At 59.9% G+C, this 25,319-nt stretch carries 17 protein-coding genes and 1 tRNA gene; 4 read left to right on the top strand and 14 right to left on the bottom strand.

What is annotated here, in order from left to right; translation table 11 throughout:
• Positions 1 to 5: 5 nt before the first annotated feature.
• From hpt to dacB, 4 genes are all read right to left on the bottom strand, one after another.
• Complete coding sequence (gene hpt / locus EII11_RS02705) at positions 6 to 560, bottom strand: hypoxanthine phosphoribosyltransferase (protein ID WP_124868395.1); 555 nt, start codon at positions 558 to 560, stop codon at positions 6 to 8.
• 166 nt (positions 561 to 726) lie between these two features.
• Positions 727 to 1,971: a tRNA lysidine(34) synthetase TilS gene (gene tilS, locus EII11_RS02710; RefSeq protein WP_165867036.1), complete on the bottom strand. Its 1,245-nt coding sequence runs from the start codon at positions 1,969 to 1,971 to the stop codon at positions 727 to 729.
• Positions 1,958 to 2,806: a zinc-dependent metalloprotease gene (locus tag EII11_RS02715; protein ID WP_165867037.1), complete on the bottom strand. Its 849-nt coding sequence runs from the start codon at positions 2,804 to 2,806 to the stop codon at positions 1,958 to 1,960. The genes tilS and EII11_RS02715 overlap by 14 nt, the downstream gene beginning before the upstream one ends.
• A gap of 51 nt (positions 2,807 to 2,857) precedes the next feature.
• Complete coding sequence (gene dacB, locus EII11_RS02720) at positions 2,858 to 4,240, bottom strand: D-alanyl-D-alanine carboxypeptidase/D-alanyl-D-alanine endopeptidase (protein WP_165867038.1); 1,383 nt, start codon at positions 4,238 to 4,240, stop codon at positions 2,858 to 2,860.
• A gap of 160 nt (positions 4,241 to 4,400) precedes the next feature.
• Between dacB and EII11_RS02725 the strand changes: the two genes are divergently transcribed.
• Positions 4,401 to 4,895: an inorganic diphosphatase gene (locus EII11_RS02725; RefSeq protein ID WP_124868403.1), complete on the top strand. Its 495-nt coding sequence runs from the start codon at positions 4,401 to 4,403 to the stop codon at positions 4,893 to 4,895.
• Positions 4,896 to 5,076: 181 nt separating this feature from the next.
• Here EII11_RS02725 and EII11_RS02730 read toward each other — a convergent pair whose 3' ends face one another.
• Positions 5,077 to 6,387 carry a C40 family peptidase gene (locus EII11_RS02730; RefSeq protein WP_338068024.1) on the bottom strand — a complete coding sequence of 437 codons (1,311 nt, stop codon included), beginning with the start codon at positions 6,385 to 6,387 and terminating at the stop codon, positions 5,077 to 5,079.
• Between the two features lie 334 nt (positions 6,388 to 6,721).
• On the opposite strand from EII11_RS02730, the gene EII11_RS02735 reads away from it, so the two are divergent.
• Positions 6,722 to 7,846, top strand: a complete 1,125-nt coding sequence (locus tag EII11_RS02735; protein WP_124868407.1) for an alpha/beta hydrolase — start codon at positions 6,722 to 6,724, stop codon at positions 7,844 to 7,846.
• 46 nt (positions 7,847 to 7,892) lie between these two features.
• On the opposite strand, the gene EII11_RS02740 is transcribed toward EII11_RS02735, so the two are convergent.
• Together EII11_RS02740 and EII11_RS02745 are read right to left on the bottom strand one after the other, a co-directional pair.
• Positions 7,893 to 9,530 carry a hypothetical protein gene (locus EII11_RS02740; RefSeq protein WP_124868409.1) on the bottom strand — a complete coding sequence of 546 codons (1,638 nt, stop codon included), beginning with the start codon at positions 9,528 to 9,530 and terminating at the stop codon, positions 7,893 to 7,895.
• 382 nt (positions 9,531 to 9,912) lie between these two features.
• On the bottom strand, positions 9,913 to 11,472 hold the full coding sequence (locus tag EII11_RS02745; RefSeq protein WP_240623033.1) for a hypothetical protein: 1,560 nt from the start codon (positions 11,470 to 11,472) through the stop codon (positions 9,913 to 9,915).
• 351 nt (positions 11,473 to 11,823) lie between these two features.
• Between EII11_RS02745 and EII11_RS02750 the strand changes: the two genes are divergently transcribed.
• On the top strand, positions 11,824 to 15,216 hold the full coding sequence (locus EII11_RS02750; protein WP_124868411.1) for a fibronectin type III domain-containing protein: 3,393 nt from the start codon (positions 11,824 to 11,826) through the stop codon (positions 15,214 to 15,216).
• 385 nt (positions 15,217 to 15,601) lie between these two features.
• Here EII11_RS02750 and EII11_RS02755 read toward each other — a convergent pair.
• The 5 genes from EII11_RS02755 to EII11_RS02775 all read right to left on the bottom strand — a co-directional run bounded on the left by EII11_RS02755 (position 15,602) and on the right by EII11_RS02775 (position 19,121).
• Positions 15,602 to 15,677: transfer RNA gene (locus EII11_RS02755), tRNA-Ala, on the bottom strand.
• Between the two features lie 67 nt (positions 15,678 to 15,744).
• The gene (locus EII11_RS02760) at positions 15,745 to 16,875 is read right to left on the bottom strand and encodes a hypothetical protein (RefSeq protein ID WP_124868413.1); all 1,131 of its coding nucleotides are present in this window, start codon (positions 16,873 to 16,875) and stop codon (positions 15,745 to 15,747) included.
• 64 nt (positions 16,876 to 16,939) lie between these two features.
• Positions 16,940 to 17,659 (bottom strand): GNAT family N-acetyltransferase, encoded by a 720-nt coding sequence (locus tag EII11_RS02765; protein ID WP_124868415.1) that lies wholly within the window; start codon positions 17,657 to 17,659, stop codon positions 16,940 to 16,942.
• Positions 17,659 to 18,885: a molybdopterin molybdotransferase MoeA gene (locus tag EII11_RS02770; protein WP_124868417.1), complete on the bottom strand. Its 1,227-nt coding sequence runs from the start codon at positions 18,883 to 18,885 to the stop codon at positions 17,659 to 17,661. Before EII11_RS02770 ends, EII11_RS02765 begins: the two co-directional genes overlap by 1 nt.
• Positions 18,885 to 19,121 carry a hypothetical protein gene (locus EII11_RS02775; RefSeq protein ID WP_124868419.1) on the bottom strand — a complete coding sequence of 79 codons (237 nt, stop codon included), beginning with the start codon at positions 19,119 to 19,121 and terminating at the stop codon, positions 18,885 to 18,887. The genes EII11_RS02770 and EII11_RS02775 overlap by 1 nt, the downstream gene beginning before the upstream one ends.
• 48 nt (positions 19,122 to 19,169) lie before the next feature.
• Here EII11_RS02775 and EII11_RS02780 point away from each other — a divergent pair, with 48 nt between their 5' ends.
• On the top strand, positions 19,170 to 19,811 hold the full coding sequence (locus EII11_RS02780) for a 5-formyltetrahydrofolate cyclo-ligase (RefSeq protein ID WP_124868421.1): 642 nt from the start codon (positions 19,170 to 19,172) through the stop codon (positions 19,809 to 19,811).
• Between the two features lie 163 nt (positions 19,812 to 19,974).
• Here the strand turns inward: EII11_RS02780 and mscL are convergent, their stop codons facing one another.
• Both mscL and EII11_RS02795 read right to left on the bottom strand, forming a co-directional pair.
• Positions 19,975 to 20,379, bottom strand: coding sequence for a large conductance mechanosensitive channel protein MscL (gene mscL, locus EII11_RS02785; protein WP_124868423.1), 405 nt, complete (start codon positions 20,377 to 20,379; stop codon positions 19,975 to 19,977).
• Positions 20,380 to 20,852: 473 nt separating this feature from the next.
• Positions 20,853 to 25,142: a prevent-host-death family protein gene (locus tag EII11_RS02795; RefSeq protein WP_205649211.1), complete on the bottom strand. Its 4,290-nt coding sequence runs from the start codon at positions 25,140 to 25,142 to the stop codon at positions 20,853 to 20,855.
• Between the last annotated feature and the right edge of the window lie 177 nt (positions 25,143 to 25,319).

Here is a 25,319-nt window from a genome sequence, read left to right on the forward strand (position 1 = left end):
TTTACTTATCCGCCGTAAACATGAGATGCCAGGGTGCCAACGAAAGGCAGGTGGCGATAGCGTTCGGCGTAGTCGAGCCCGTATCCAATGACAAACTCATTGGGAATATCAAAACCAACATAGGAGACATCCACATCAACCTTCGCTGCCTCTGGCTTTCGCAGCAAGGTGGCGATACGGACCGACGCCGCACCGCGATTCTCCAGATTAGTTTTCAGCCAGGAAAGGGTCAGACCGGAGTCGATAATGTCTTCCACGATGAGAACATGTCTGCCGTGGACATCATTGTCGAGGTCCTTGAGAATGCGGACAACCCCTGAGGATTTGGTACCAGATCCATAGGAGGATACGGCCATCCAGTCCATCTGCAGGGAAGCATGGATCTTACGAGAAAGATCAGCCATCACCATGACGGCTCCGCGTAAAACACCAACGAGGAGAATATCCTTGTCCTCGTAGTCGCGGTCGATTTCGGCTGCCATTTCTTCCAGGCGCGCGTGGATTTGTTCCTCTGTGAACAAGATGTCCTTGAGGTCGCTTCCCATATCTTTCGCGTCCACTCCAGGCCCTTCCATCAGTTTGCGTGGTGGCAGGTAAACACCTGCACCTTTAAGCGTGCCACATTTCCCTGGGGAACGCCCCCTCCATCCCGTTTCTTCGCCCAGAGCGTAGACGCACCCCCACTGCCCTTCTCCGTAGCTAATTCACAGTGAGCACGCCGAGTTTTCAGCTACCAGGGGCCTTCGGCGCGAAGCAGAGCACGGGCCGATTTGCGGAATCTTTTGTTCTCCATACCTGCAGTTGAGGAAGGTGAATGGGCCCCTGCCCCTTCCATGCGGTCATCAATTCATCGACGCGCATGAGATGTTCAGCACTCAGGTTCCCTGCCTTGACCCCCGCCCCCACGCAGGCGTGACGCAGCACGCGACGCCGCAGTGCACGCGGCAGAGACGCAATAGTCTCAATATCGAGGGCGAGGCCGGCGCCCTCGTTTCCCTCGTTGCTTACCAGTGGGCGCACTGCGGTAGCAAATGAATGGCTCGCGTAATGCTCTAAGGCCTCGTTGTCGTCACGAGCAAGTTCAGCAGTTCGCGCAAGGGCAGGAACGGGGTCCATTGCGAGGGCTTCCCCAATGGCGGGGAGGACCCTGTGACGGATGGCTGAACGTCGAAGCGGGCTTCCGTCGGCACTTTTCCACGGCCCGTCAATAGCATTGGTCGGATCGTCGACAGTGGGGCAGCCTAATTCTTGGCAGAAGGCAAGCGTGTGAGCGCGCCGCACTCCCAGCAAGGGCCGGAGAAGCATTGCTTCTACAGGGCTGTCTGCGCTGACCAGCCCCGGAGCGACAGTCAGTGGGAATGGTCGCGTGTGCGCCATGGATTGCAGGGAGCCCACGCCGGAGCCTCGCGCCAGACGCAAAAGGACCGTTTCAGCTTGATCATCCATCGTGTGCCCCAGGAGGATGAGGACGGTGGAGCGCCCGCCTGCGTCCTCATAAAGCTCGTGAGCGAGGCGCGCGATTGCGCCATAGCGTAGGGTGCGGGCATCTCCTTCTGGGCCGTGACCTTCAAGATCGGGCGATAGATGGAAGATGGGCTTCTCGTCGAAGAACGTCCCAGACGGGCCTTCTAGATGGGGGCCGCGTCGGTGCGCGCAGGCGCCCATTTCTTGCAAATATGCGGCGACAGTGGCGGCCTCGTCGGCGCTGCCTGGGCGAAGGCCGTGGTCAACGGTCACCGAGTGGATGGGAAGTCCCAAACGGTGAGCTGAATCGATAGCAGAAACGGCCAGTGCCATCGAATCCGCGCCGCCCGAACAGGCAACGAGGACGATCGGGGGCGCGGCCGGTTTGCTGTGATCTGCCCAAGACGCCAGGCAGTGATGGACAGGTAAAGAGATGGCCCGTACTGCAGCTGCGGGAGTGGAACCAATGAGCTGTGAGGCAGTGACGCGGTTCTTAGATGCCGACACGCTGACGCCACAGGGAGGGGTTGGAGAACTCGTCGACTGTGGGAAGATTCTCGACTGTCTCAAGGAGCAGCGGCAGAGCATCGTTGTCCATCACCATTCGAGCGAAGGCTTGTGCTGCTGCTTGTTCCTCTTCCAGATGTGCTGAGGGAACACCCGCCTTGTGCAGTAGGTGCAGCCCAGCTAGTCCTGCTGAATCCATCTTGTGGCGACGAATCCATCCAATTGAGGGTAGATCACGCGGAGTCAGGGCCTCCATCTCCACATCAGGGAGAGCCACGAGCAGCATGATGAGTTGTTTGAACTCCACCGCACGTGCTGGCAGATCGGCAGCGAGCTTCCCCATATGTGCGATGAGGTGTGGCGCATGTTCTAAATGCACCGCCCATAGCCCGGTGCGAAGGGCACTCCAGCGGCAATAGTCTTTTTGATCGAGGGCGTATTTTTCTGAGGCAGCCAGGACATTCGGGGCGATCAGGACGCGATGCTGGGTGAAGGGATCCCACACTCCCATGGATTGAGCTGCCATCGCGCGAATCCCCATTGCAAGAGCGACACTCGATAATGGCGAGGCGGCGCCCCCGAGCGCGCGGGCGATCATTGCCTCCATAGTGTCGATGGCTGCGCGGCGGTCAACGACCACGGCGCGGGTGGAGCGCACACGGTCCGCGGCTTCATTCAGCCCTGTAAGCCGTGACAAATACGGATCTGACCAGTGGATTGCTTTGCGCAGACGTGCAACGGTTGCGGCAGCACCGGTTGCCGAAACATAGGGGCCTGCTGCGGTGAGCGCCGCAGCGACGCGGCCCAATGCGGAAGTGTATTCACTGCTGGTCATGGTCATCAGTTTAGCCCGAGCGTGGACGCTATCCGCCCCTCACCCGGTCAGTCATGACAGGGCGGACAAACGTTCAATGAAGGAATCAATATGCGAGCGAAGGAAATATGATTCCCCATCTGCCGTGCCATCAAGACCAACAGCAAAGACTAGCTCTCGGCCGGTTGAGGTCCGCACTATGCCCGCCAATGACGTCACCTGAGAGAGCGATCCTGTTTTCGCCTGCACATTACCGGCAGCCTCATTGCCCTCGTAGCGACGTTTCATTGTTCCCTGCCACGCTCCCCACGGCAAAGCACGTACCAGATCACGCAGATCAGCGCGCTCAGAGTTCATGGCCTTCATTAAGGCTCCCGTCATCGCTTCAGGAGCGATGCGGTCATTCGCTGACAAGCCTGAGCAATCCTCCAGCTTCATGCCAGCGACCTCCACCCCGGCGCTGAGCATGGTGTTGGTGATATTGGCTGTTGCACCCGAATAGGAGGGTTCAACGCCCGCCGCTTGGGCAGCGAGACGGCAATGCTGATCGGCCAAGGTGTTATCGGATTCGTGCAGCATAAGCCGAATCTGTTGCCCTAGGGTTGCTGACTCAACTCGGGCGATCTCCTGCGCTCCTTCAGGCGCATCGCCCTCTGCTGTCACGATTGCTTCCACTCCCCCATTCCGAAGATGCGCGGCAAGTTCCAGCGCGACATCCATCTCAGGATCGGAACGAAACGCATTGCTTTCAACTCCTACTCGGCCCGCATCAATAGCGAAAGCTGCGACATGCCCTTCGTAGTTCCCCACTTCCTGAGTGTCCCAGGCAGCCAGATGCGAGGGTCCCTCGAAGGGATTTCCCTGCCAGCGCAAGGTGACGGTGTCGATTTCGCGGTCTTTGAGCGCAGCCAGAGTTGCTGCTGCGAGGTCAGCAACGCCCGCATGTCCATTAACCGCGTTCGGATTGCCTTCACCACGGGCCAGAAGGATATCGCCTTGCCCCCACAGGAACAGGTCTGTCCCATGTAGGGATGTCCCGGTGGCGAGGCGCGCATTCTCATCCAAGTGCGTGTAGGCCGTGTAGGCGGTGAGGATTTTCGTCACCGATGCGGGTGTGTGTAGCTGCTGTGCACCTTCGTCCAGAAGTGTCTGCCCTGTCTGAGCATCTACCACATGCGCCCATGCACTCCAGGACTGCTCGCTGTCTAATTGCGCGATGTCAGCAAAGGCTTCTTCGACCTGCGCGGCCGATACTTCCTGGCCTTGACGCACCTGCCCGCTGTGAAGCGAAGGCTGGGACTGAGGTTCTAGATCTGGGGCCTCGGTAGCGGAAATAGGTCCTAACTCAGTGTCTGCCGAAGCAAAGGGGCGGTAAAAACTCGCCACGAGGTAGGCTCCGATGCCCAGTAAAATGAAACTTAAGCATACAATCGCAGCAATAGTTCTGCGTCGCATAGGTGACCCCCTTGGTGTTCCTCTCCGTCGTTCACAATAGACGGTGCGCGCAGCAGACTCGAATAAACAGGCCGCACGGGTGAAAACTGGGCGGAGCAGACGGCAAAAATTGGGGGCCTCTCCCAATGATGGCGACCTCATAGGTTGGATGGAGACAGACATGGAATTCGACGTCACAATCGAGATCCCCAAGGGGAATCGCAACAAGTACGAGATCGATCACGAGACCGGCCGCATCCGCCTGGACCGCATGCTCTTCACCTCGACCCGCTACCCCGACGATTACGGTTTCATCGATGACACTCTCGGTGAAGATGGCGACCCGCTGGACGCCCTCGTTCTTCTGGACGAGCCGACCTTCCCCGGCTGCGTGATTCGTTGCCGCGCGCTTGGCATGTTCCGTATGCGCGATGAAAAGGGTGGTGACGATAAGGTCTTGTGCGTGCCAGCAGCAGATCAGCGTGCCTCGTGGCGCACCGATATTGATGATGTGTCCGAATACCACCGTCTAGAGATCCAGCACTTCTTCGAGGTCTACAAGGATCTCGAACCAGGTAAGTCTGTTGAAGGCGCGCACTGGGTGGGGCGCGAAGCGGCTGAGGAAGAAATTCGCCGTTCCTTCCAGCGCCTGAAGGATGCTGGCGACCAACACTAAGACTTACGCGCCGCTGGGCGCGTATTGGGGGAGGATTGACCCCTCAGATCACCTGCACAAGAAAGCCTGGGGCGTAAGGATTATCCTTACGCCCCAGGCTTTCGTTCAATGAGCATCTTCAACAGCGCTCACCCGTGGGATGCGATCGATGTGGCGGCCTCGTCTGAATCCGCTTGGACCCTCAGACGACGCGTACCGCGTAGGGCATCATTGAGCCGCGGTTGTACATGCCGGTAATACGCAGGGGAACACCAAAGGTGGCTGCTTCAATGATCTGCCCACCGCCGAGGTAGATGGCAACGTGGTAGACACCCGATGCAGAACCATTCGAGGACCAGAAGACAAGATCGCCGGGTTCGGCCTCGCTGAGGGGCACATAAGCACCGCCTGATGCGCCGTAGCGGTATTGTGCAACCGACCAGTGTTCAAGGTAGATACCCTGGGAACGGTAGGCGACAGTGACCAGACCAGAGCAGTCGTACCCTCCGTCAGCTCCGCCTTCGCCACCCCAGACGTAGGGGGATCCCAGCAGGCTCTTTGCCACATCAATAGCGCCTTGGGCCGCGCCAACATTGCCTCGCGAGGGCGGCGCCGGGGGGATGTAGGGTGCAGGATCGGGTGCGGGTGCTGGACGGTAAGCGTCGCGCTGCGCAGCTTCTTCTGCCTCACGGCGTCGAGCCTCTTCACGGCGGCGAGCTGCTTCTTCAGCGGCGCGCTGTGCTGCAGCCGCTTCTGCGGCTGCGCGAGCTTCAGCCTCGGCCCGTTCCTTTGCCTCAATGAGTTCAACGGTGGTGTTCTGTTTGCGCGCGAGTTCTTGTCGGAGTACATCGCGGCGCATCTCAGTGTCGGCTTGAACGGCTGCCGCGTCATTTGCCGCTTTTTCTGCAGCCTTCGAGCGCGCCTCTACTTCAGCGGTAGCGGTCTTTTGCAGATCCAAGGCTTTGTCGGCGGCCTTTTGCATGACGTCGGCAACCTGCTCTAGTGCCGCCACCTTTTGCATCTTGACATTGGCTTGATTGCCGAAGGTGGTCAGTGTGGCCTGGCGGGCTTCAACTGTGCGCAGTCCTTCAGCTTCAAGATAAGGGGCAAGTGAATCCAGGGCTGAGCCACCATTGCGGTAGGCAGCCTGCGCGACGGAGGCGACTTCCTGGCGGCCTTTCTCGTACTCGGCTTGGGCTGCGTCGGCCTCGCTTTGAGCCTTTTTCGCTGCTGCGGTGGCCTGGTCAAGGGCAACGCGTGCCCCGTTGAACTGCTCGGCGGCTATCTGCGCGGCTTGCAGGGCCTGTTGAGCTTGCGTGGCAACGGTGGCGAGCTCAACTTCGATGCGAGCCACGGACATCCGCGCTGCTTCTTCTTCGGCGCGAGCGCGAGCGATGTCGTCGTCTCCGGGCGCAGCCCAGGCGAGGGAGGGTAGGCAGAGAGCGAGGACGGCACCTGCGCTCAGGGCCGCTGTGAAGCGACGCCTCTGTCCGCCGGAACGGAAGATACTCACAATGGATTCCTTGTTCAGGTCATTGTCATGTTGATGGGGGATGTGTGCCGCCCAATCCTTTGCGGGATAGTTCAGCACTACATTCCGCATCAGACTAACGGATCTATTCCCCATTTGCAACATTTATCACAATGGCAACAGAAATCTCTGTTGTCACAATCGCAACACTAGCAACAATCGCAACATTCGCAACACGTATCTCAGATATGTGCGCTGCTCAGAGGCAATTCCCCCTCTGAAACCTTCGTTCACACCCCCCACAAGCGCTTGAACACATATTCGAGGCAGCCACGGATTTCACCCCCTCCACACCGCAAGACGTACCCTTAATGACATGAGTGACCACGAAGAAGTGACAACCGACAACGTCGACAACACCCCTACCGTTGATGTCCTCGCCCCCTGGGGGGCAGACGGCCCTCCCCCCGCCGACGCCTGGCGAACCGACATTATGGGACCCGGCTTCGAATCACGCACACTCCCCCTTCTTCCCGATGAAGAAGGCGAATGCGTCGCCACCCTCGTGCGCTACCTCCCCCACGAGGACCCCCACGCCTACGAGGGCGCCACCACTACCCCCCACTTCGTCGCCCTCTACGTCCACGGACGCAACGACTACTTCTTCCAGCACGAACTCGCACGCAATATCGCAGCATGGGGAGGCACCTTCTACGCCCTCGACCTACGCAAGTACGGGCGCTCCCTACGCCCCCACCAAACCATCGGCTTCATCACCGACCTTGCTGACTACGACGAGGACGTCTCCGAAGCCCTCGACCTTATCCGCAGCGAAGTCCCCAACCTCCCCCTCATCCTGATCGGGCACTCAACCGGCGGACTCATCTTGACCATGTGGACCTACCGCCACCCCGGCGTGGCCTCCGGCCTCATCCTTAACTCCGCATGGCTCGAAATGCAGTCGGCAGCCTCCATGCGCTCCACCATCCAGCCCGTCCTCGAACGCATCGCCAACCGCAACCCCCACTGGGAGCTCCCCATGGGAACCGGCCCCGACCACTACGCGAGATCCCTCGGCGGCGGCTGGGCAGAGTCCGGCTTCGACCTCCCCGACGAACTCACAGGCTACGAAGACGATCCCGCCATCACCGGCTGGGAGTTCGCCCTCGAATGGAAACGCCCTGAAAGCTACCCCGTGCCCGTCGGCTGGATGGACACCATCATGGCCGCTCACGGGCAAATCGAAAAAGAGGCATCCATCGACGCGCCCATCCTGTCGATGGTCTCCACCGCAACTTACTTCGGAGAGGAGTGGACCGAGGAGGTCTTCTCCACCGACGTTGTCCTTGATGTCGAAGCCATCGTTGACCGTTCAGCCCGACTTGGCCCGCAGGTCACTATCGCCCGCTTCGCTGGCGTCCACGACCTTTTCCTCTCCTCACCGCAGGTGCGCGCCCAGGTATGGGAGACGATGCGACGCTGGATCAGCGCCTTCATCTAGGCAGTTTAAGGCGCTCTTCTCGCAGGGCACCCACCCGGCAGGTGCCTCAGTTTCCTTCGTACTCGCGAAGGATGTCAGCGTTCACCTCGTCAAGGGCCTCAGCCAAGGAGGGGCCAAGAGCATCGCCCAGGCGCAGCTCTAACCAGCCGTCCATCCCTTGGTGTCCGTTGAAGGCCAGGGCCTCCGTCGGGTTAGTAAACCCAGAGCCGCCGACGAGGATCCTTCCCTCTTCCGTCAGGAACATCGGCATACGTACCGTGATTGACGGGCGCACCCCCAGGGGCGTGCGCTCCCCGACAAGACCTGCCAACACGCGCAGTCCCTCAGCATCACGGTTATACACCGGCACGCCCTCTTGGCGAGCGCGATTCACCTTCATCTCACGCTCATGCAAAGCGAAGAGTGCCGAATGAGCTGCCGACTCTGCAGCCGCCTGGCTTTGGGCCTGTTCTCCGCGTGAGGGCAGATCACGTTCGCGAGTGACAGGTGCATCCGTGGCGGCATGGCGGCCTCTAGGACGAGGACGCAAGGTGCGTTCGAGAGTGCGCTCGATTGCGGGCTCCTCGTACACGCTGGGTTCAACCACGGGGGCGGGCTTGGCCGGAGCGAGCGGAGCGGGAGAGGCCGCATCCATCTTTTCTGTGGCCTTAGCTGTTGGGCGCGATTGCGCTGCGCGAACGCCCTCGTCAGCCAATGCGGTAGCACTTGCTGCCTGCGGGAATGTGCCCGTGTGGGTGGGCTGGTCGGAGTCGCGAGTATCCTCAAGCCGCTCACTTTGGGCGGGTGCAGGTTCTGCAGGGCGAGGCCATGCCTGCGGCTGCGGCGCACTCGCAGGACCTTCTGATGTTGCGTCCCCGTCCTGGGAGGGCGTCGTGGCGGGCTCAGGTTGGTTCACTTGAGGCTGCGCCACAGCGGCCTGGGGCGCATCAGGCTGGAGGGCATCAGGCTGGGGGACGTCAGGATGCGATGAGGCATGCTCAGCGGGCGAGGCTTGGGGGGCTTGCTCGTGGGCGGCTTGAGATTGGGTCACCTGCGGCTGAGCTGCCTGGCCTCCGCCAAACGACCCTACGGGAAGGGCCTCGACTGTTGACCCCTGTCCCAAAAGCTGAGGAACGTGAGCGTAGATGCGCGGGCCAACGGGGGCGACATCCAAGAATGCGCGGCCGCTTGACATGCGACGCAGGGAGATCTCGTGGATTTCCACGCCGGAGGCTGCGAGCACCTCCAGTGCGGGGCGCACCTGCGGGTCGATAGAGCCGACCACCATAATGAGGCGAGGGCCAGCGCCCGGTGAAGGAGGCATCGAATCCCGGAAATTCGCCCACCCTTCACGGAAAGCCGGAATACCGCCAGGATATTCGCTAGCGAGGTCAGTCCATGAAAGAGCAGCTGCATCAGCAAGGCGCGACAGGGAGGTGATGAGGGCCTCGGAGTTCAAGTGGGCCAGAACCTCAACGGCGACAACCTGGCCCGTCGCATCCAAGGCTGTCAGACGCGGGCTATCTCCAACACCTTCATGCGCACGCGACATGTCACGCCAGGTAATAGGGAACAAAGGCCGGGCAACAATCTCAAGAACCTGGCTGCGCACCGTTTCGAGGACGTCCTCCGTCAGCCCTTCAGCGACAGTCCGACCAAACTGCGCAGGCACCAGGCGTCCGCCTTCAAGCTCGAACAGCGGCATCTGAAATCTCCCCCTCATTCATCCGCGCCGGCGTTATCGATCAAGATACACGCCCACCAATGTCCCATTCTTTCACACAAAGATGAGAACCCCCGGAAATTTCAGCGACGTTGCGAGAAAGGGCACTGCGGCAAACGTCCTGAAATAAACGTAGAACGCTTCGGGTCACACGACAATGCACTGGGATATATCAGCGTCCCATACAGGTGGCACATATCCACATCCAGCATTCACATGTCATTAATGCAATCTCGTGAGCACCCGACATCCTCTGTGTTGCGTCGTTAGGAAACACTGGGACGGGCGAGAAACACTCAGGCAGATCGGAAAGCCTTTGCTGGAGATAGCACCTACATCCTGTGTACTTCGTTAACACTGAGCCCTAATCTTTGAAAACACTGTTTGGCAAGGCCACCACATAGCTCTCCACCGGGCCACCACCAAAGTTGCTAGCGAAGATAATGCGGCTGAGGTCGCGTGACGCACTGGCTTGAGGTTCAAGGAAGTACGGATCCCCCTGCACGTCATGTTCATTGGCGCGAATGTGGGCAATATTGAGCGCACGCCCCTCGGGCGCAAGCTCTTGTAGCCACACCTTTCGATATTCAGGGCGCACCGTGGGCGACGGAGAAGCCTTCCCATAGTCGGCGCTGTCGGCATAGGTGGAGATGACAACCCAGCCGGGGCGATCGAAGGCCTGTCCACTGATATGTACGGCATAGGCCTCGCCGGACGCGGGGTAGAGCGTGTGCAGGTCCGTCACTTCGCGCGTTTCAACGTTGATCGCCACAATGGCACCGCGGCTGTAGTCGGCATAAACCAGGTAGTCCTCACGGTTTGGGCCATAGGCAAGGTCGGAATGCTCTGAGCCTTCCGCAAGTTTCCATGACTGGGAAAAGTCGCGACTGTAGGCCCAGGTTCCACCGTGTTCTTTCAGCCAGGAAGGGACGGCGTATGCGCCGCTGGGTGAGGTGCTGATGTGGTCGGGGAAGGCGTGAGGAACGGGGAATTTCTCAGCGTCAAGGGTGCCGATGATTTCCTTTTTCTGCAGGTCAAGGGTGAGCAGGCCGTAGATGGTGTTCTTCTGGGTTTGTTCGTTGTATGCCGTGGCCATCAGGGCAAGGTAGCGGCCGTCGGCGCTGAGGGCGCCTTCCCCCTTTGTCCAAAATGAGGTGGCCTGTGGCCAGGGGGTTTTGCCGGTGAAATCGAAGAGTTCAGTTTTCTCGCCGGTGTTCACGTTGTAGCTCCACCATATGCGGCCACCGTTGATGGAGGTGAAGTAGAGGGTGTTCGGGTCACTGGGGTGCCAGAGAGGTTCACAGTCCCCTGCAAGACCTTGAAGCACTGTCAGGTGAGCAAAAGTGGCGCCGTCGTAGAGATGCCAGTGTCCGGCGGTATCTTGGGCGAGGTAGCGCGAGTTGTCGGCGTTGAAGGCTTGACGGCGCGAGTATTCGTGACGCATGCGCCCCCCTTCGCCTTCGTCGGCACTGGTGGCGCGATAAATGCGTGTGCCGTAGGTGGGATCAACGAGGCCCGAGTCGGGGCCGGTAGCGCGCTCTGGCTTTGCAACATCCGCGATAGGGTCTGCCGACAGGGCTGTGAGGGTGAAGTCTGCGGGGTAGAGGGCCGTAAGTGGATCAGCCGAGCCCGCTTGATGAGCAGGGGTTGGCGTCTGTGTCGATTGAGGGGCGTTCGGTTGTGTCGGGTTGGCATGGGGTGTGGGCGCAGGAGCGGGCACGGGGTTTGCCGATTGGGGCGTGGAAGCAGGGGTGTCAGCAGCCTCATCGCTTGTCGAGGCCGGGACACCAATGGCACCTCCATCGGCAACATTGGCCGATTGTGGAGCGCCGGACTTCAGCCCGTCTTCACATGCCGCGAGCGCGAGAGATGCTGCCACCATGACCGCGAGTGCGCCAAAACGGCGGGAAGTACCTAAGTGCATTATTCCTCCTTCGACGCCACAAACCCCCGATCGAAAGCAGCCTGGAAGGCACTCGGCTTGGGAGCTTTTGTCGGTTTCATGGCATTGCCTGTTTCCATCCTGACATGCGACGCTACTGAAAGATTTGCACTTCAGGACTTTGCCAGGACTTTCCCGAGTTTTCTTCACAGCCCTGGAGGATCCCCCGCATTTTTTCTGCACACCTTCAGACATTCGCCATGATCGCTTCAATATTTCAATCTTGTTCGTTCTTGATTTTTAATCCTCGACAGCTCTATGGTTGCAGCGAAGGTTAGCCTAACCTTTCTCAATTAAGGAAGAACTCCGCTTCATTATTACGAGGAGAGATTCATGGCGATCAGGCTCACATCACGAAGCCGATCAGCACTACGCGCAGGGCTGGCAACAGTCACCCTCAGCGCACTGCTTTTCACATCAGCGGTCATGCCAGCACATGCTGCCGACGCTGGCCCTACTGACACCGGCATCACTTGGACGGAGTCGACACATCAATTCGCTGCGCAAAACGTCAGCATTACGGCCGATCACACAACTTTGACTGTGAACTGGGAGCCTGCTGCCGGATTCACCCACAACTACCGCGTGACTGTTAAGCAGGATTCGCGCATCGCAATTGCCCGCTACCTCAAGCGCGGCCCCCTGCAGCTTGGCGCCCCAACGGTGGTGCCGGGCACAGAGTACACGGTGACTATCGAAGCTATAGATGCCTGGGACATTGACCCAATCGCCGGCACCGCCATCACCTCCAGCCCATTCAGCCTGACGCCAGAAGCCGCACCGCCCTCGCCAAACGACCCCTCTGAACCCGGCGACTCCCCCGCCCCTGGTGAATCCCCAGCGCCCGGCGCTAACGGGGGCGGCGAACAAACGCCTCCCGGCAATCAGCCACCAACTTCGCCCGACTCACCCCACACTCCCCCCTCGTCGGGGAATGAAACGGCACCCACCGGCGTCCCGTCAGCGCCTCAGGGCGTTATCGCGGGCATCCTGTCCGACACCTCCGTTGGGGTGAACTTCCTTCCCCCGAAAAACCCGGGCAACTCGACCGTGCACTCCTACATCGTGCGCCTCACCCCAACAGACAACAGCCCCTCAATCGAGACAACGCTATCCGAGGCCCACGAACTCGCCAGCAAGTACGTGATCGTCGAAAACCTCATCCCCGGCAAGACCTACAAGGTTGAGGTCGCCGCAAAGAACAATGCCGGGGTCGGCCCCTTCGCCACCCCCGACTACGAAACAGTCACACTCACCCCCACCCCCAACACCACCCTCGCTGTCTCTGTGCCCACCGGCCAGAAGATCGACGCGCTCGACCCATCGACTCCGACGACCTTCACCGTTGCAGGCACCGGCTACACCGGCGAAGCAGCCAGCACAAACGGCGTTGATGTCGTCATTTCCGACACGGAACTGTGGCGCCCCGGAATCTTCCCCATTCCCGAGTTCGTCAAGCAGGTTCACATCGCGCCCGCACAGATCGTCAATGGCGCGTTCTCGACAACAGTCACCCTGGACCTGACGACCGACAAAATCGACCTCGGCCGCGAATATGTGATCGGCACTCTCGCAGCCGGAGCATCCCAACTCTCTGAGCGTCGCCTTGATGAAGGCACCGAGTTCAGCTTCGCGCCCGCCGCACCCAAGAACCCCGTCCTGAGCCTCAGCGGAAAGAACGGCGTGCGTATCGTATGGGATCGCCCCACTGATGCGCGGATCACCTCCTACTCCGTTAAGCTCTACCGCGTCGTTGACGGGCAAGAGGTCTACGCCAATCAACGTGAGGTCGGTAAGGCCCTTAATGCTGTTGAGTTCTTCGGCCTCAAAGACGGCGTCTACGTTGCGACCGTACAATCCGAGATCCAGGACTCCTCCAGCTTCTTCGCTCCCCCGCTCCGTTCCGTCCTCGTTCGCACTGGGCAGGTGACGATCCAGACTGCCTCTACTCCTGATGCGGATATGGTTCCGGCCGCACCCAAGGGGCTGAACCTGCGCCTCGCGTTGAAGGATGCCACGGCCCTTGAAGCATCCTGGTTGGAGCCGTCGCACAAGCCTGGCGGGAAGGTCACCAACTACGACATTGAACTGCGCGGAAGTGACCAGAGTGTCCGCACCCTCAAGGCGGATATGAACGACCCACTGCCTGAGTTCATGACGATTAAGGACCTCAAGCTTGGCGTCACCTACACCTTCACAGTGCGCGCTCAAAATGCCCACGGTTGGTCTGCCTGGTCAGAGCCGTCAAACCCCATCACCATTCCCGCCAACCTTGACGACTTCGCGATGACCCCACCCAGCGAGGTTTTCGCAAGCGTCGATAAGGACACAAGCAAGGCCACCGTCCAGTGGATTCGCAGCGGTTATGAGCCCAAGAACGGGCGCTGGCTTGTGCGCATCGAATGTGTCACGAGCTGCCCCACGGGCTTCAAGTCCTTCATCAAGGATGCCCCCACCGATACGGATTTTGTTGTCCTCGATAACCTGCGTCCTGGCGTGTACAAGGCTTCCCTGAAGCTGGTCGACGGTGCACGCTCAAGCGCCGTGGTCGTATCCAATAACTTCACCGTGGGCACTCCCGCTGTTGTGCCAAATCCGCAGATCACTGTCACTCCTACTGAGAATATTGATCCGGCCGCTGCTACCACCTTCACCGTGACCGCCACCGGTTACCTGGGTTCTTCTGCCAGCCGCGGCATTTACGTTGTCGTTGCCGACCCGAGCGTGTGGACTCCCGGTAAGGCTCCCACGACCTCAGCTCTGGCTACCTTCGCTGGTGCCACGTGGGTCAAGCCCCATGAGATCCGCGACGGCAGCTTCACGGCGACCGTCACTGTGCCTGCAGGGACCTTCGATCGCGCGAAGTCCTACGTTGTTGGCACCATGGCCGCCCATGAACTCTCCATCAGCGACCGCAGCATGGATGCCGGTACCGCAATTAGCTTTGTGACCGCTCCTGCGCCAAAGCCTGAACCCCAGCCTGAGCCACAGCCCGGACCTGGAACACAACCGGGCCCCAACCCCAATCCGAAACCCGGGCCCGATCCCAAACCCCAGCCACAACCAGGACCCGGAACCCAGCCGAGCCCGAAGCCAGGACCTGGAACGCCGGATGCCTCGGTTCACGTGATGACAAATGGTGCGACAGTGAACTCTTTTGTCATGGGTGAAGAAGCGAACGTTGACCTCGTTTTCACTCAGGCGAAGGAAGGCTCAACGTGGAAGGTGAGCCTCCATTCCACGCCGGTAGAGCTTGGCACCATTGTCGTGAAGAACGGCAAGGCGACTTTGAAGATTCCGGCGGCGGTAGCGGCCACCTTCACTGCGGGCGATCACACCTTGGTTATTACCCCTGTCTCCGATAAGACTGCCAAGGAAATTCGCCTTCCGTGGAAGGTCTCTCAGGCGCCTGCGAAGCCTCAGAAGCCCACGCCTCCGGCTGTTACCCCTCCAAGCAAGGTACCGCCCACGGTTGTACCGCCCACTGTCGTACCTCCCAAGGCCGATGCTCCCAAGGTGCAGGCTCCTTCATCGACTGATAAGCCGTCTGTTGCAAAGCCCTCTGACTCTGCGACGCCCAAGGTCACGCAGCAGGCAAGCCCGTCGGGGAAGTCGGCTTCTCCACGCCTGGCAAGCACCGGTGCAGAGACCGCGCCGATCGCACTGCTTGGCCTTCTGCTCCTGGGCGTTGGCGTGCTGACACGTCGCTCAGTACGTCAGTCCTGACAGGAAGCTTCGCCGATCACTAGGCAGAGCTAAGAGACACCGGGGTGGGGTGCCAGTTCTCTGGCATCCCACCCCGGAACACTTTTGTTGAGATTCTGCGGAAAACTCATCCCATCCCGCAACTTTCGGCGATTCTAACCCGCAGTTTGCGGAGAATCTATCCCGCAACTTTCGGCGTTTCTAACCCGCAACTTTCCACACTCTTCCCTTCCAGATGCCGGGAAGCATCCAGCAAATCTGCGTCTTGTTGTTAAAACAGCCCCGCACACGACGCAAAATTAACAACAAGACGCAGATTTAGACGGACAGCAGCGAGAAGCGCAAAGCGGGGCATAGGAAAACCCGCCGGAGGATTCCTTCCGACGGGTTTGATGTCCCATCACAGTGGTGGAGCTAAGGGGATTCGAACCCCTGACCTTCTCATTGCGAACGAGACGCGCTACCAACTGCGCCATAGCCCCAAGGTATGCCCCTATTTTAGCACCGCCAACTCTTCTGCTATGCACGCTCGCCCAGCAGGCATCCGACTCACAGCGCGCGGCGTGACTCCAGAATCGCGTCGAGGTCGAAGGAGACGGGCTGAGCAGCCGCAACTTCTTCAGTGGAGCGCAGGGGCGCGGCAGTTTCTGACATGCCGGAGGGACGCATGGGCACGCTGGCGGCGACCTTGGGAATACCGCGCAGGTCGGTATCAGGGTGGACGAGGCGACCGCCTACGCGGGCGCGCTGGGCGTACATCGGTGCGGGGATTGGGGTGGGCACCCAGGCTGACGGGGCGCGCGTAGTACCGGAGGCCTCAGCAGGCTCTGCCCCTTCAACAGGCTCAGCACCTTCAAGAGCCTCTACACCGTCAATAGCCCCGCTGAAGCCGTCACGCACCTCAGTTTTGCCAGCAACAACATCTGCCTCGGCCTTTGCGACAGGCTCATCCTCAGATGACGTAAAGACGTCGGCCTCGTTCTGGGTTTCGGTCACGCCTTCGCCAGTCGCATCTACGCTGGCCTCGCCAACAGCGACGTCGTCGCTTTCCACGCGACGATCGACCGCATCGGCCTCGCCCATCGGGACAAGACCCATGAGTTCTTCCAGGCGGGCTTGCTCAGCGCGACTGACTTCTTCAAATCGGATGGCTGCCCGGCGCGATACCACCAGGGACACAATCAAAGCCCCAAAGGGCACCAGCACCCACACCCATGAAACAGCTGTGGAGGCGGCAGCAGCGACACCCACTACAGCAGTCAGGGTGGCGAAGAATCCCGAGAGGACCATGCGACGTTTACCTGCGGCGACCTCGGTGGAGCGGCGAGCAGCGCGACGGGCGCGCAGTTGGGCGATCTCACGGAGGCGTTGTTTTTCGGCGCGCGAAGTAGTGGTGGGGCGGCGAGCCGGACCCTGTTGCGACACCATGTGCCCTCCTTCGATCTGTCGAACCTGTGTGCTTGTGGAAATGAGGCGTTGTGGCTGGCTACCACTTTGTCGTTCAGGAGTAATACTAGTATCGCTGAGCATCCTCATTCGTGGTGAGAAACGGTCAATTTCTCGTGATTGCGTAATCGCTGTGCGACGCGCAACGACGTAGGGCACGACTGTGAGGACGACAAGAGCTGCCGCCAACAATACGATGCCACCGATTTCCACATAATCAACGCTAGAAGGCACCGCCAAAATACTGGCGTAGTCTAGCGGGCGTGTTGGACATTCGTGCGACTTTCGACGACCTTTTTCACTCAATCAGCGATTGCGCCAAGCCCCCTTCCGGCAAACTCTCAGCATCTATTCCGAAACACACGTGGTCGGCCCACTCGCCATTGATATGCAGGTAACGCGGTTTGAAGCCTTCCTCCCGCAAACCCAGCTTCCGGCACAACGCCAGTGAGGCCACATTTTCTGGCCGCACGCTGATTTCTACGCGATGCAGCCCAAGTTCCCCGATCACCAGGTCAATTGTCGAGGCTACCGCGAAGGCCCCCAACCCGCGCCGCGCATGCCGGGCCGCCACCCAATAGCCGATGGAGGCGCACAATGCCGCCCCTCGATGAACCTGCGAGACGGCAACAACGCCGGCAACCTCGCCGTCAATCTCCATGAGCATGCTCAGGGCCGTTCCCTCTCGGTGGGATCGTTCCAAGGATCGCCGGTATTCAGAGACGGTCTGCACATATTCGGTGGAGGTGGGCGGCAGAGTTGGCTCCCAGGGTTGGAGCCAATCGCGGTCTGCCTCGCGGGCGGCGGCCACCCGGTCGTGGTCGAGGAAACCGAGCGGACGGATCACCAGCAAAGCAGGATCCTCACGCCCGGGGATGGAGCGCAAAATGCCTGCCTCAACAGGCTCCTCGAAACGCAGGGTCAGCTCGTCGGGGTGACGCCCCCACACGGGAGATGCGGGCAATATGGCGCGGAGGAACTCATGCGCACCATCTCGCCAACCTCCTACAGACGCCATTACTCAAGCACCATGCATTGCAAGATGTCGCCCGCACGCACATTCGTCACGTCCTCGGGGACGACAGCCAGGGCGTTTGAATCTGACAACGCTGAGAGCAGTAACGAGGCCGGTACGCCCATGACCTTCGCCTGATAACCCGAGCGGGGGTCGCCGCTGAGTCGTACGCGCACGAACTCGCGACGGCCTCGCGGGGAGTACCAGGAACGGTCCACAGCGGCCCTTACTGAGGGGCGGTTGACGGAGGTCCATCCCTGCATGTGACGCAGGGCGGGACGAACGTAGACCTCGAAGCAAACCTGAGCCGAGACTGGATCACCGGGCAGGCAGAAGATCGGAATACCTGGGTTGTTATCGTCTCCGCCGACGGTGCCCACACCCATGATGTGTCCTGGCCAGGCTGCCACGTTGTCGAAGCGCACGGTTCCTAGGGCTCCGAGGACTTCACGGACGGTGTCGCCTGAGCCGTAGGAGATGCCGCCGGTGGTGAGGATGAGGTCGGCGCGGACAAGCTGATCCTCGATCGTTTCAGACAGGGCGAAGCGCTCGTCGGGTACGGCTGCCACGCGGAAGGTCTGCGCACCGGCGTCGGCAATAGCCGAAGATAGTGCATGTCCATTGGCGTCAAAAACGGTACCGGGTCGCGCCTGGCGGCCAGGTTCTACGAGTTCGTCGCCAATCGATAAGATCACGACGCGGGGGCGCGGGTGGACGAGGACGCGTGAACGCCCCACGCCTGCCAGCAGGGCAATTTGGCGGGCGCCCAGGCGGGTGCCTTTGCGTAGGACAACGGAGCCTTCCTTAACGTCTTCGGCCTTGCGGCGAATATTTTCCCCTACTGCAGGCTGGGTGCGGGCGGCTACCTTGGCGACGCCGTGGTCAGTGAACTCAAGGGCGATGACGGCATCTGCACCGGAAGGCATGGGCGCGCCAGAGGCAATGCGGATGGCCATACCGGCAAGGAGCGCCGAGGGGTTGACGTCGCCTGCACGTACTTCTTCGGTGACTGGCAGTGTGACTGGAGCATCCGGTGTGGCTCCCGCGAGGTCTTGGGCGCGCACGGCGTAGCCGTCGCATGCGGCAAGGTCGGCCACGGGCAGGTTGAAGGGGGCTTCGACGTCCTCGGCAAGCACGCAGGTGACGGCGTCAGCGAGCTGGACGTCCAGGGGTGGCTGTTGGCCGACGGCTGCTAGGCAGTCCTGGTAGAACTCTGCAACGGAACGCATTAGGCTTCCATCTCCTGGATCATGAGGGCGCTGAGCCTTTCGGCTTTGTTGTCGTCTTTGTGGGTGATTGCGGTAGTGGTGGTGAGGTGGCCCACCGGGCCGCTGGCACCGATCGAGGGCAGACCTGCAACGCGTGGTATCGCTGTGGAGCGCGCCTTGGTGCCCGACAGGAATTGGGAACCTGGGTGTGCGCCAGGAGATACTGCGTGTCGGAGGTCGCATGCTCGTTCTACCATGGTTCCAGCGTAGCCCAGTAGTGCGCGGCAACGGAGGTGACAGGCGCAGTGGAACTCGCGGGGGATCTAACCAAGGCGGAGCTTCGTTCGCGTATTCGTGTGCGTCGCCGTGAGCGTCGTCAAGAGGCTCGCAATCGTGCGTCTTCTGACGCTTGTGCGCGTGAGCGTGATGCTTTGCGGGCAAGTTGGGAGAATGCCTGTCTTTTCTTTGGGGTATCACCATATGCTCCCTCCACTTTTCCGGCTTTGTTCATGCCCCTGCCTACGGAGCCGGATGTGAGGGGGATTGTCGAGCGTACGCCTCGTTGCGTGCTTCCTATTGTGTGTGACGAGGCCGGTGCGCCGCTGCCGTGGCCGCAGTGGGGGCTGCATGTGGTGGGCGAGGATGACCTGTGGGTGGGGGATGCTCGCTGGCCCGCTCAACCGCGCACTCCGATTGACGCGCCCTTATGGGATGAGGTGAGTATCGTGTTGGCTCCTGCTTTGGCTGTTGATCGGGGCGGAGCGCGCGTCGGTCAGGGAGGCGGTTGGTATGATCGCGCGCTCGCTACCTTGCCTGAGGGGGTGCCCGTGGTGGCTGTGGTCTTTGATGATGAGGTGCTGGAGCCGGGGTTGATTCCGGTAGAGCCTCATGATCGTTTTATTGATGGGATTGTCTGCCCGAGTAGTTTCATCCCCACCGATGTTTAACACTCTTTTGTTGCCCATGAAATAAGCAGGATATTTTCAGCCTATTCTAGGCTAATTCTTTTAGGCAATGCTGAATAAAAGCAAAAGCCGGGTGGGCCTCATATTATGAGGCCCACCCGGCCAAGACATATTAGGGCTATGTGCTATAACCCTTCAGCTCAAGTCACTTGGAGGCGAGCAGGTCGCGGATCTCGAGCAGGAGCTTTGCTTCGTCGGACACTGCAGGCTCTTCAGCGGCGGCAGCAGCTTCATCTTCCTTGAGCTTGGCCTGGCGGATTTCAGCCATCTTATTCATGGGAACAACGACGGTGAAGTAGATGGCAGCGGCAACCAGGAGGAACTGAACAACTGCGGACAGGAGCTTACCGGGCTCAACAAGAGAATCGCCCAGCATAAAGGCGCCGACGGAGTCGAAGTTCGGCTGACCGATCAGACCTGCAATGAGGGGGTTGATGAGGTTTTCAACCAGGGCGGTAACGATCTTGCCAAACGCACCACCAATGACAACACCGACTGCCAGGTCGATGACGTTACCGCGCGAAATGAAGTCCTTGAATCCTTGAAGCATGATTCTTCCTCTGCTACTCAGTGAGGCAAATAATGACTATAAAATCTTCCCTCACCACATAAGATGCGCAAGTCGAATAGCATTTTGCGAGTAATAGACCACACCCAAATATCCAACATGCGAGACGTTTTCCCATTTACTGATATTTGAGAGCCTCATCAGTTAATGCCGCCGGGCTGTGCGCGGACTTATTTCACGATCGCCCTATAAGCGTGGCTGAGCGTGCGGCGGCACATTCTCCAACAATCGCACATCATTAGAGTCCGCATGCACTGGCCCATCCCCCCTATCATGCTCACTGACACGTTCCTCCCACGACGGCGGCAAACCTCGCTCGATGAGGCGCTGATCAACCTCGCTCACCACCACAACCCGGCGGCGAGGACGCTTTCGCCTCGGAAGGTTTTCCGCAGTCCCTGCACTGTCGCGCTCACCATCAGCCATGTCAGAATCTCGAACTCACATCTGAGGGCTTACAGTTCAGAGTCCGTAGAAGATTCTGAAGAACCGCCCTCAATGAGCTCAAGCACCACCGGTTCTGTCCGGCGAATGACGTTGGCCAGCACCGCATCTGTCTGAGCACCACGACGCACAAGACCCAAGGCTGTACGTAGCTCCTCAACCATCTCCTCAACAGAACGCTCAATTCCGTCGGAACGAATCCACGCTGCAACCTCGTCAAGTTGGTCATCACCGTAGGCAGACAGCGGCAAGCCGCGAGCAACTGCCGGACGAGGCCCTCGCCCTTCACCTGTGTGCTGCTCAGCCCCGCTACGCTGGACAAACATCACGCCCGTTTCCTGCGCGTCACCCTGCAAAACAGCGTCAGCCTGCTCGGTGCCAATAATGTGCACCATGCCGGTCATCAACTCATCATGTCGTGCACGCGCCTCATTCGTTGACAGCAGAGCGGCTTCTTCCTCAGGATCAAGCTGAGCGGGCTCAATCTCAACGCGCGGCATATCAACCATCACAGGCTGCGCTGGGCCGTTGATCTCATCGACAGCGTCCAACACGAGCTGCACAATCGCCTCAGCAACCTTCGTCGGGTCGATAAACACTGCCATGGACAGTGCCGTGTAGACCTTCCACCCCTGCTCTTCAAGCATTGCTGGCCAGATGCGGTCACGTACTCGCAGGGATGGTTCAGCAACGTAAGTGGCATCATCTGTAAGAACAGCGACCAGAAGGCGACCCGGAACTTCAGGGTGGCCAATCGCCAGAGGAATACGCATCCCGCCTGCGATACCAATATTGGGCACAACCTCAAGACCCATGCCGTAAAGGCGATCTGCAAGGTCAATGAGCAGTCGATCCGGCTCAGACTCAAGGATCGGCCAACTATTGGGAGCGATCTCCTGCTGCCCGCCAGCAACCTGCAGGAGATCAACCAGCATCTGCGCGCCCTGAGCTGAAAGCCGGTCGCGGTCAATTTCATCGTGGCGGATACACGACACGACCGTCAGGTCCCCGCGAATCGTACGCAAAATATCGGCCATGAGGGCTTTGCCCTCTGGTGTGGAAAAGACACCAAAATCGTGGAGGACTCTGCCGTGTGGGGTCTTTGCGAAACCGACGGCAATGATAATGCGATCACGGCTGAGTCCCGACACTTGCGTGGGGTCAACAACGACGAAAGGTTCAGTAGCGTCAGAGACAAAGAAGGACGCCAAGCCTGGTTGGTTCGCAAGATGACGCTTCACATCGTCACGGATCCGCTCTGCGTGACGCTCATTCAAGGCGATCACAGCGAGAGAACGCTCGGGGGTTTCCACCGCATGAGCGATAATGAGCTCCACTACCGCGGCAACTTCAGCAGCGGTTGATTCGACGGAATGAGCCCCAGGTGCGGGCATACCCGTGCCTTCACACCAGACAGCATTCACAGGCGCTTCCATGAACGACCAGGGCACAGGGATGCCCGTGTGTTCAATCCCGTGGTGGCTCAGCAGACGCGCGGCCTGGTCATTCAAGCGGGTGGGCTGAATCTCTTGGGTCATCGTCGGCAGAATCTCTGCAAGGCGTTCCACCGGGCCGTTTTCTCGGGCGGCAGCCACGTCAGCGACCACAACCACCTGTCGGGCGCGGGCGATAATCGGAATCAGCTCCGACAAAGGCAGAGCATCAATGTCATCCAGGACAACAAGGTCTACACGATGCCCGATCGGCACAATCCAGGGCACCAGTGTTGGCAGGGTTAAGACAACCGGCAGCAGATGCCCAATCAAGGGGTGTAGGGCGTAAAGTTCAAGCGCGTTGACGCTTCCTGGGGACTGCTGTGCTGCACTCAGCGCGGCCTGCAAATCGGTGTGCTGGTCAGGCCGCGTAGCCAGGGCGTGCTGGCGCAAACGATGCAGATTATCCAAAGCCTGCGGAGCAAGAGATTCCACCTGTTCAACATCAAGGGCGCGCCCCTGGGCAAGTAATTCACCCAGATGTGCTGGCTCAAGGCCGCCCAATCCCTGTTCAGAGGCGAGCATGATACCCAAGATGGACGCCCACCACGCCAGATCAAGTTCTGCATCAAGCATTTCAGGTTCAACATGTCGCGCGCGCAGGTCAGCGACAAGATCCTCAAGGCCTATGCCATTGAGTTCCTTCAAGGCTGCGACCCGTTTAGGCAGCTCAACCGCACCTTCAGGGTCTGCCGCCAGGCGGTCGCACAGGCGCGTCAGCGTTGGCAGGCCCATGCCAATAAGATCGGGGTGCCCGGTTGCGAGTATCGGCGCAATCCATTCCAGATCCGCACGGACAGAAGCTGTCAGTGCGATAGCCTCGTCCATGCGAGAAGGCAGGGTTGGCCAGCCGTCAGCGTCACAGTGGCGGCGCCATACCTCGCGTTTTTCTTGCACGAGGACGAGCTCGCGATGCAGGTCCTCGACGTGTCGGCCAGGCAGCAGCATGTCTTTTGCCTGCTTGACCAGGCGCACGCGTTGGGATCGCTTCATGGTGATGCCGTGATCCTTGCGCCACTGCTTCGGAGCAGTGGCGATCACCATGTCAGCAGCGGAACGCTCGAAAATTGCCGGACGGAAGACATCGAGTGCAGCCCGCACGCCTGCGAGCATTTCAAGTTGGCTCTCCCAGTGCTTCAGGCTTTGCGGAGTACTAATACCTGTTTCTGCAATGACGGCGTCGATACGAGCTTGCAGGTCAGGGAGGGACTCAGCAGAGAGGCGTCGGATGCGTTCAAGGATCTCAGGCACTTGTTCGGCGGAGTTGATAACCGCACCGTTCCAGGCCTCATGGTTGCTCGTGCGGGAGAAAACCCCTAGTTGTGCAGCACGATGCAGGAGAGTACGGGCCCGGTCTCCCTGGTCGCGGGCGATGTTGAGGAGTACCTCTTCACGAAGGCGAACCTTCGTTCGGGGGGCCGGTCGCGCGCTTGTGATGTCGGTGAGCACCTGCAATGCGTCCGACGCGCTCACACCAAATTGACGGAAGGGCGCGTGCAAAGTGGCGGTGTAGTTCATCAGCGTCTGGCGCGTGCCGCGCAGTTGAGAACGCATCGTCTCAAGAGCTTCAGGGGATTGAAGCGGACTCGTCTCCGACAGTGCGGTGGCAAGTCGTTCGCACAGTTGAGTGCCCGACTCGGCCGTTGCATCTACTCGTAGGGTCATTTCTTCAATGCCGAGCGCACGCATCCGGGCCTCAAGACGCGCGGTTCGTGCTTGTGCCCCGCCAATGTGCAAGGTCGAACGTCCACGCATACCGGCCTCAGCAATGATTGCTGCGGTTATCCCCGCATCATCGGAGCCGTGGGGAACATTGACCAGCAGCGAACGCCCCTGTGCCAGCGCGTCCAGCACGTCTTGCTGGCGTGGAGTCAGATCACCAACGCCGCGTTCCTTCCATGGATCGCGGTCCGTGGGATTAGGTTCTGGCAGGTCGGCGCGTAACTTTTCTGCAATGCTCTGATCGCCCGCCAGTGCGCGCACGATGGGGGAGGAGGCGAGTGCACCATCCGCTTCGAGTTCTCGCAAGAGGTGTCCGGCGGGGTGCTCGAAAATACCGATGACAAGGTCGTCACGAAGGTCAAAACCAAGCAGGGCACCGCCAATTGCTCGGATGTGGGCGAGGGCGCGGCTGGGTGCAAAACCGTGGACGGTACGGGCCTCGTTCATCAGACTGTCGATGTCGATGGTGACGCCCTTCGTGTTGAAGGCCCGTGCGAGTGCGGGAGCAACTTGTGCGCCCGACGTGAGGGTGACGAGGACGTCACCGTCGTGTTCTTCGAGGAATACGGGACGTAGGAGCGCTGGGGAGGTGAGTCGCGCTTCGTTGTGGGTCCACGAGGCGTTGCCGATTGCCAGGTGGACAGTGCCGATACCGTGCCGGTTGGCGAGTTCAGCCGAGCGTGCGAGGATTTCGCGACAGCGTTCCAAGCCGCGCGCGTAGGCACTGGGTTCGCGCAGCAGGTTTGACAGTCGGGTAGTGTGTTCGGCGTAGAGTTGGGCCAGCCCGCCGGGGTGGGACTGCGCGAGGCTGAGGCGCGGGGCGTTCTCTGTCCCGCCAAGAGCCGTAATGGCTGAGAGCTCGTCGCGCCATGTGTCCAGGGCAGCATCAAAGGCATTTACGCTGTTAACAACATCCAGTACTGACCGGTCGCCGGCACTGCCGTTATCAGTGCCACGGGAAGACGGTGCTCCAGCACCGTCACTGTGTCCGTTATCAACGAAAGGCGCTCCAGAACCGTGCTCACTACCTGAGGAGCCAGAAGAATCCTGCGAAGAGCCTGCGCGAGAGAAGAAAGATGGTGCCACGATGCCAACGCTACCGGCAGGCAGCGCCAGTCTCTATGTGGAACGCCGACAAGCCTCCATTTCCAAGATGATTTCACAGTAAACCTTCAGGCTGTCAGCGGAGCTTGCGGTGAGTTCCACCTCGCAACAGGCACACCCCTGACGTGGTTACGCAAGAGTACACAAAGACCGTGGAAC

The organism is Schaalia canis, assembly GCF_003858455.1.
Classification (GTDB): Bacteria; Actinomycetota; Actinomycetes; order Actinomycetales; family Actinomycetaceae; genus Pauljensenia; species Pauljensenia canis.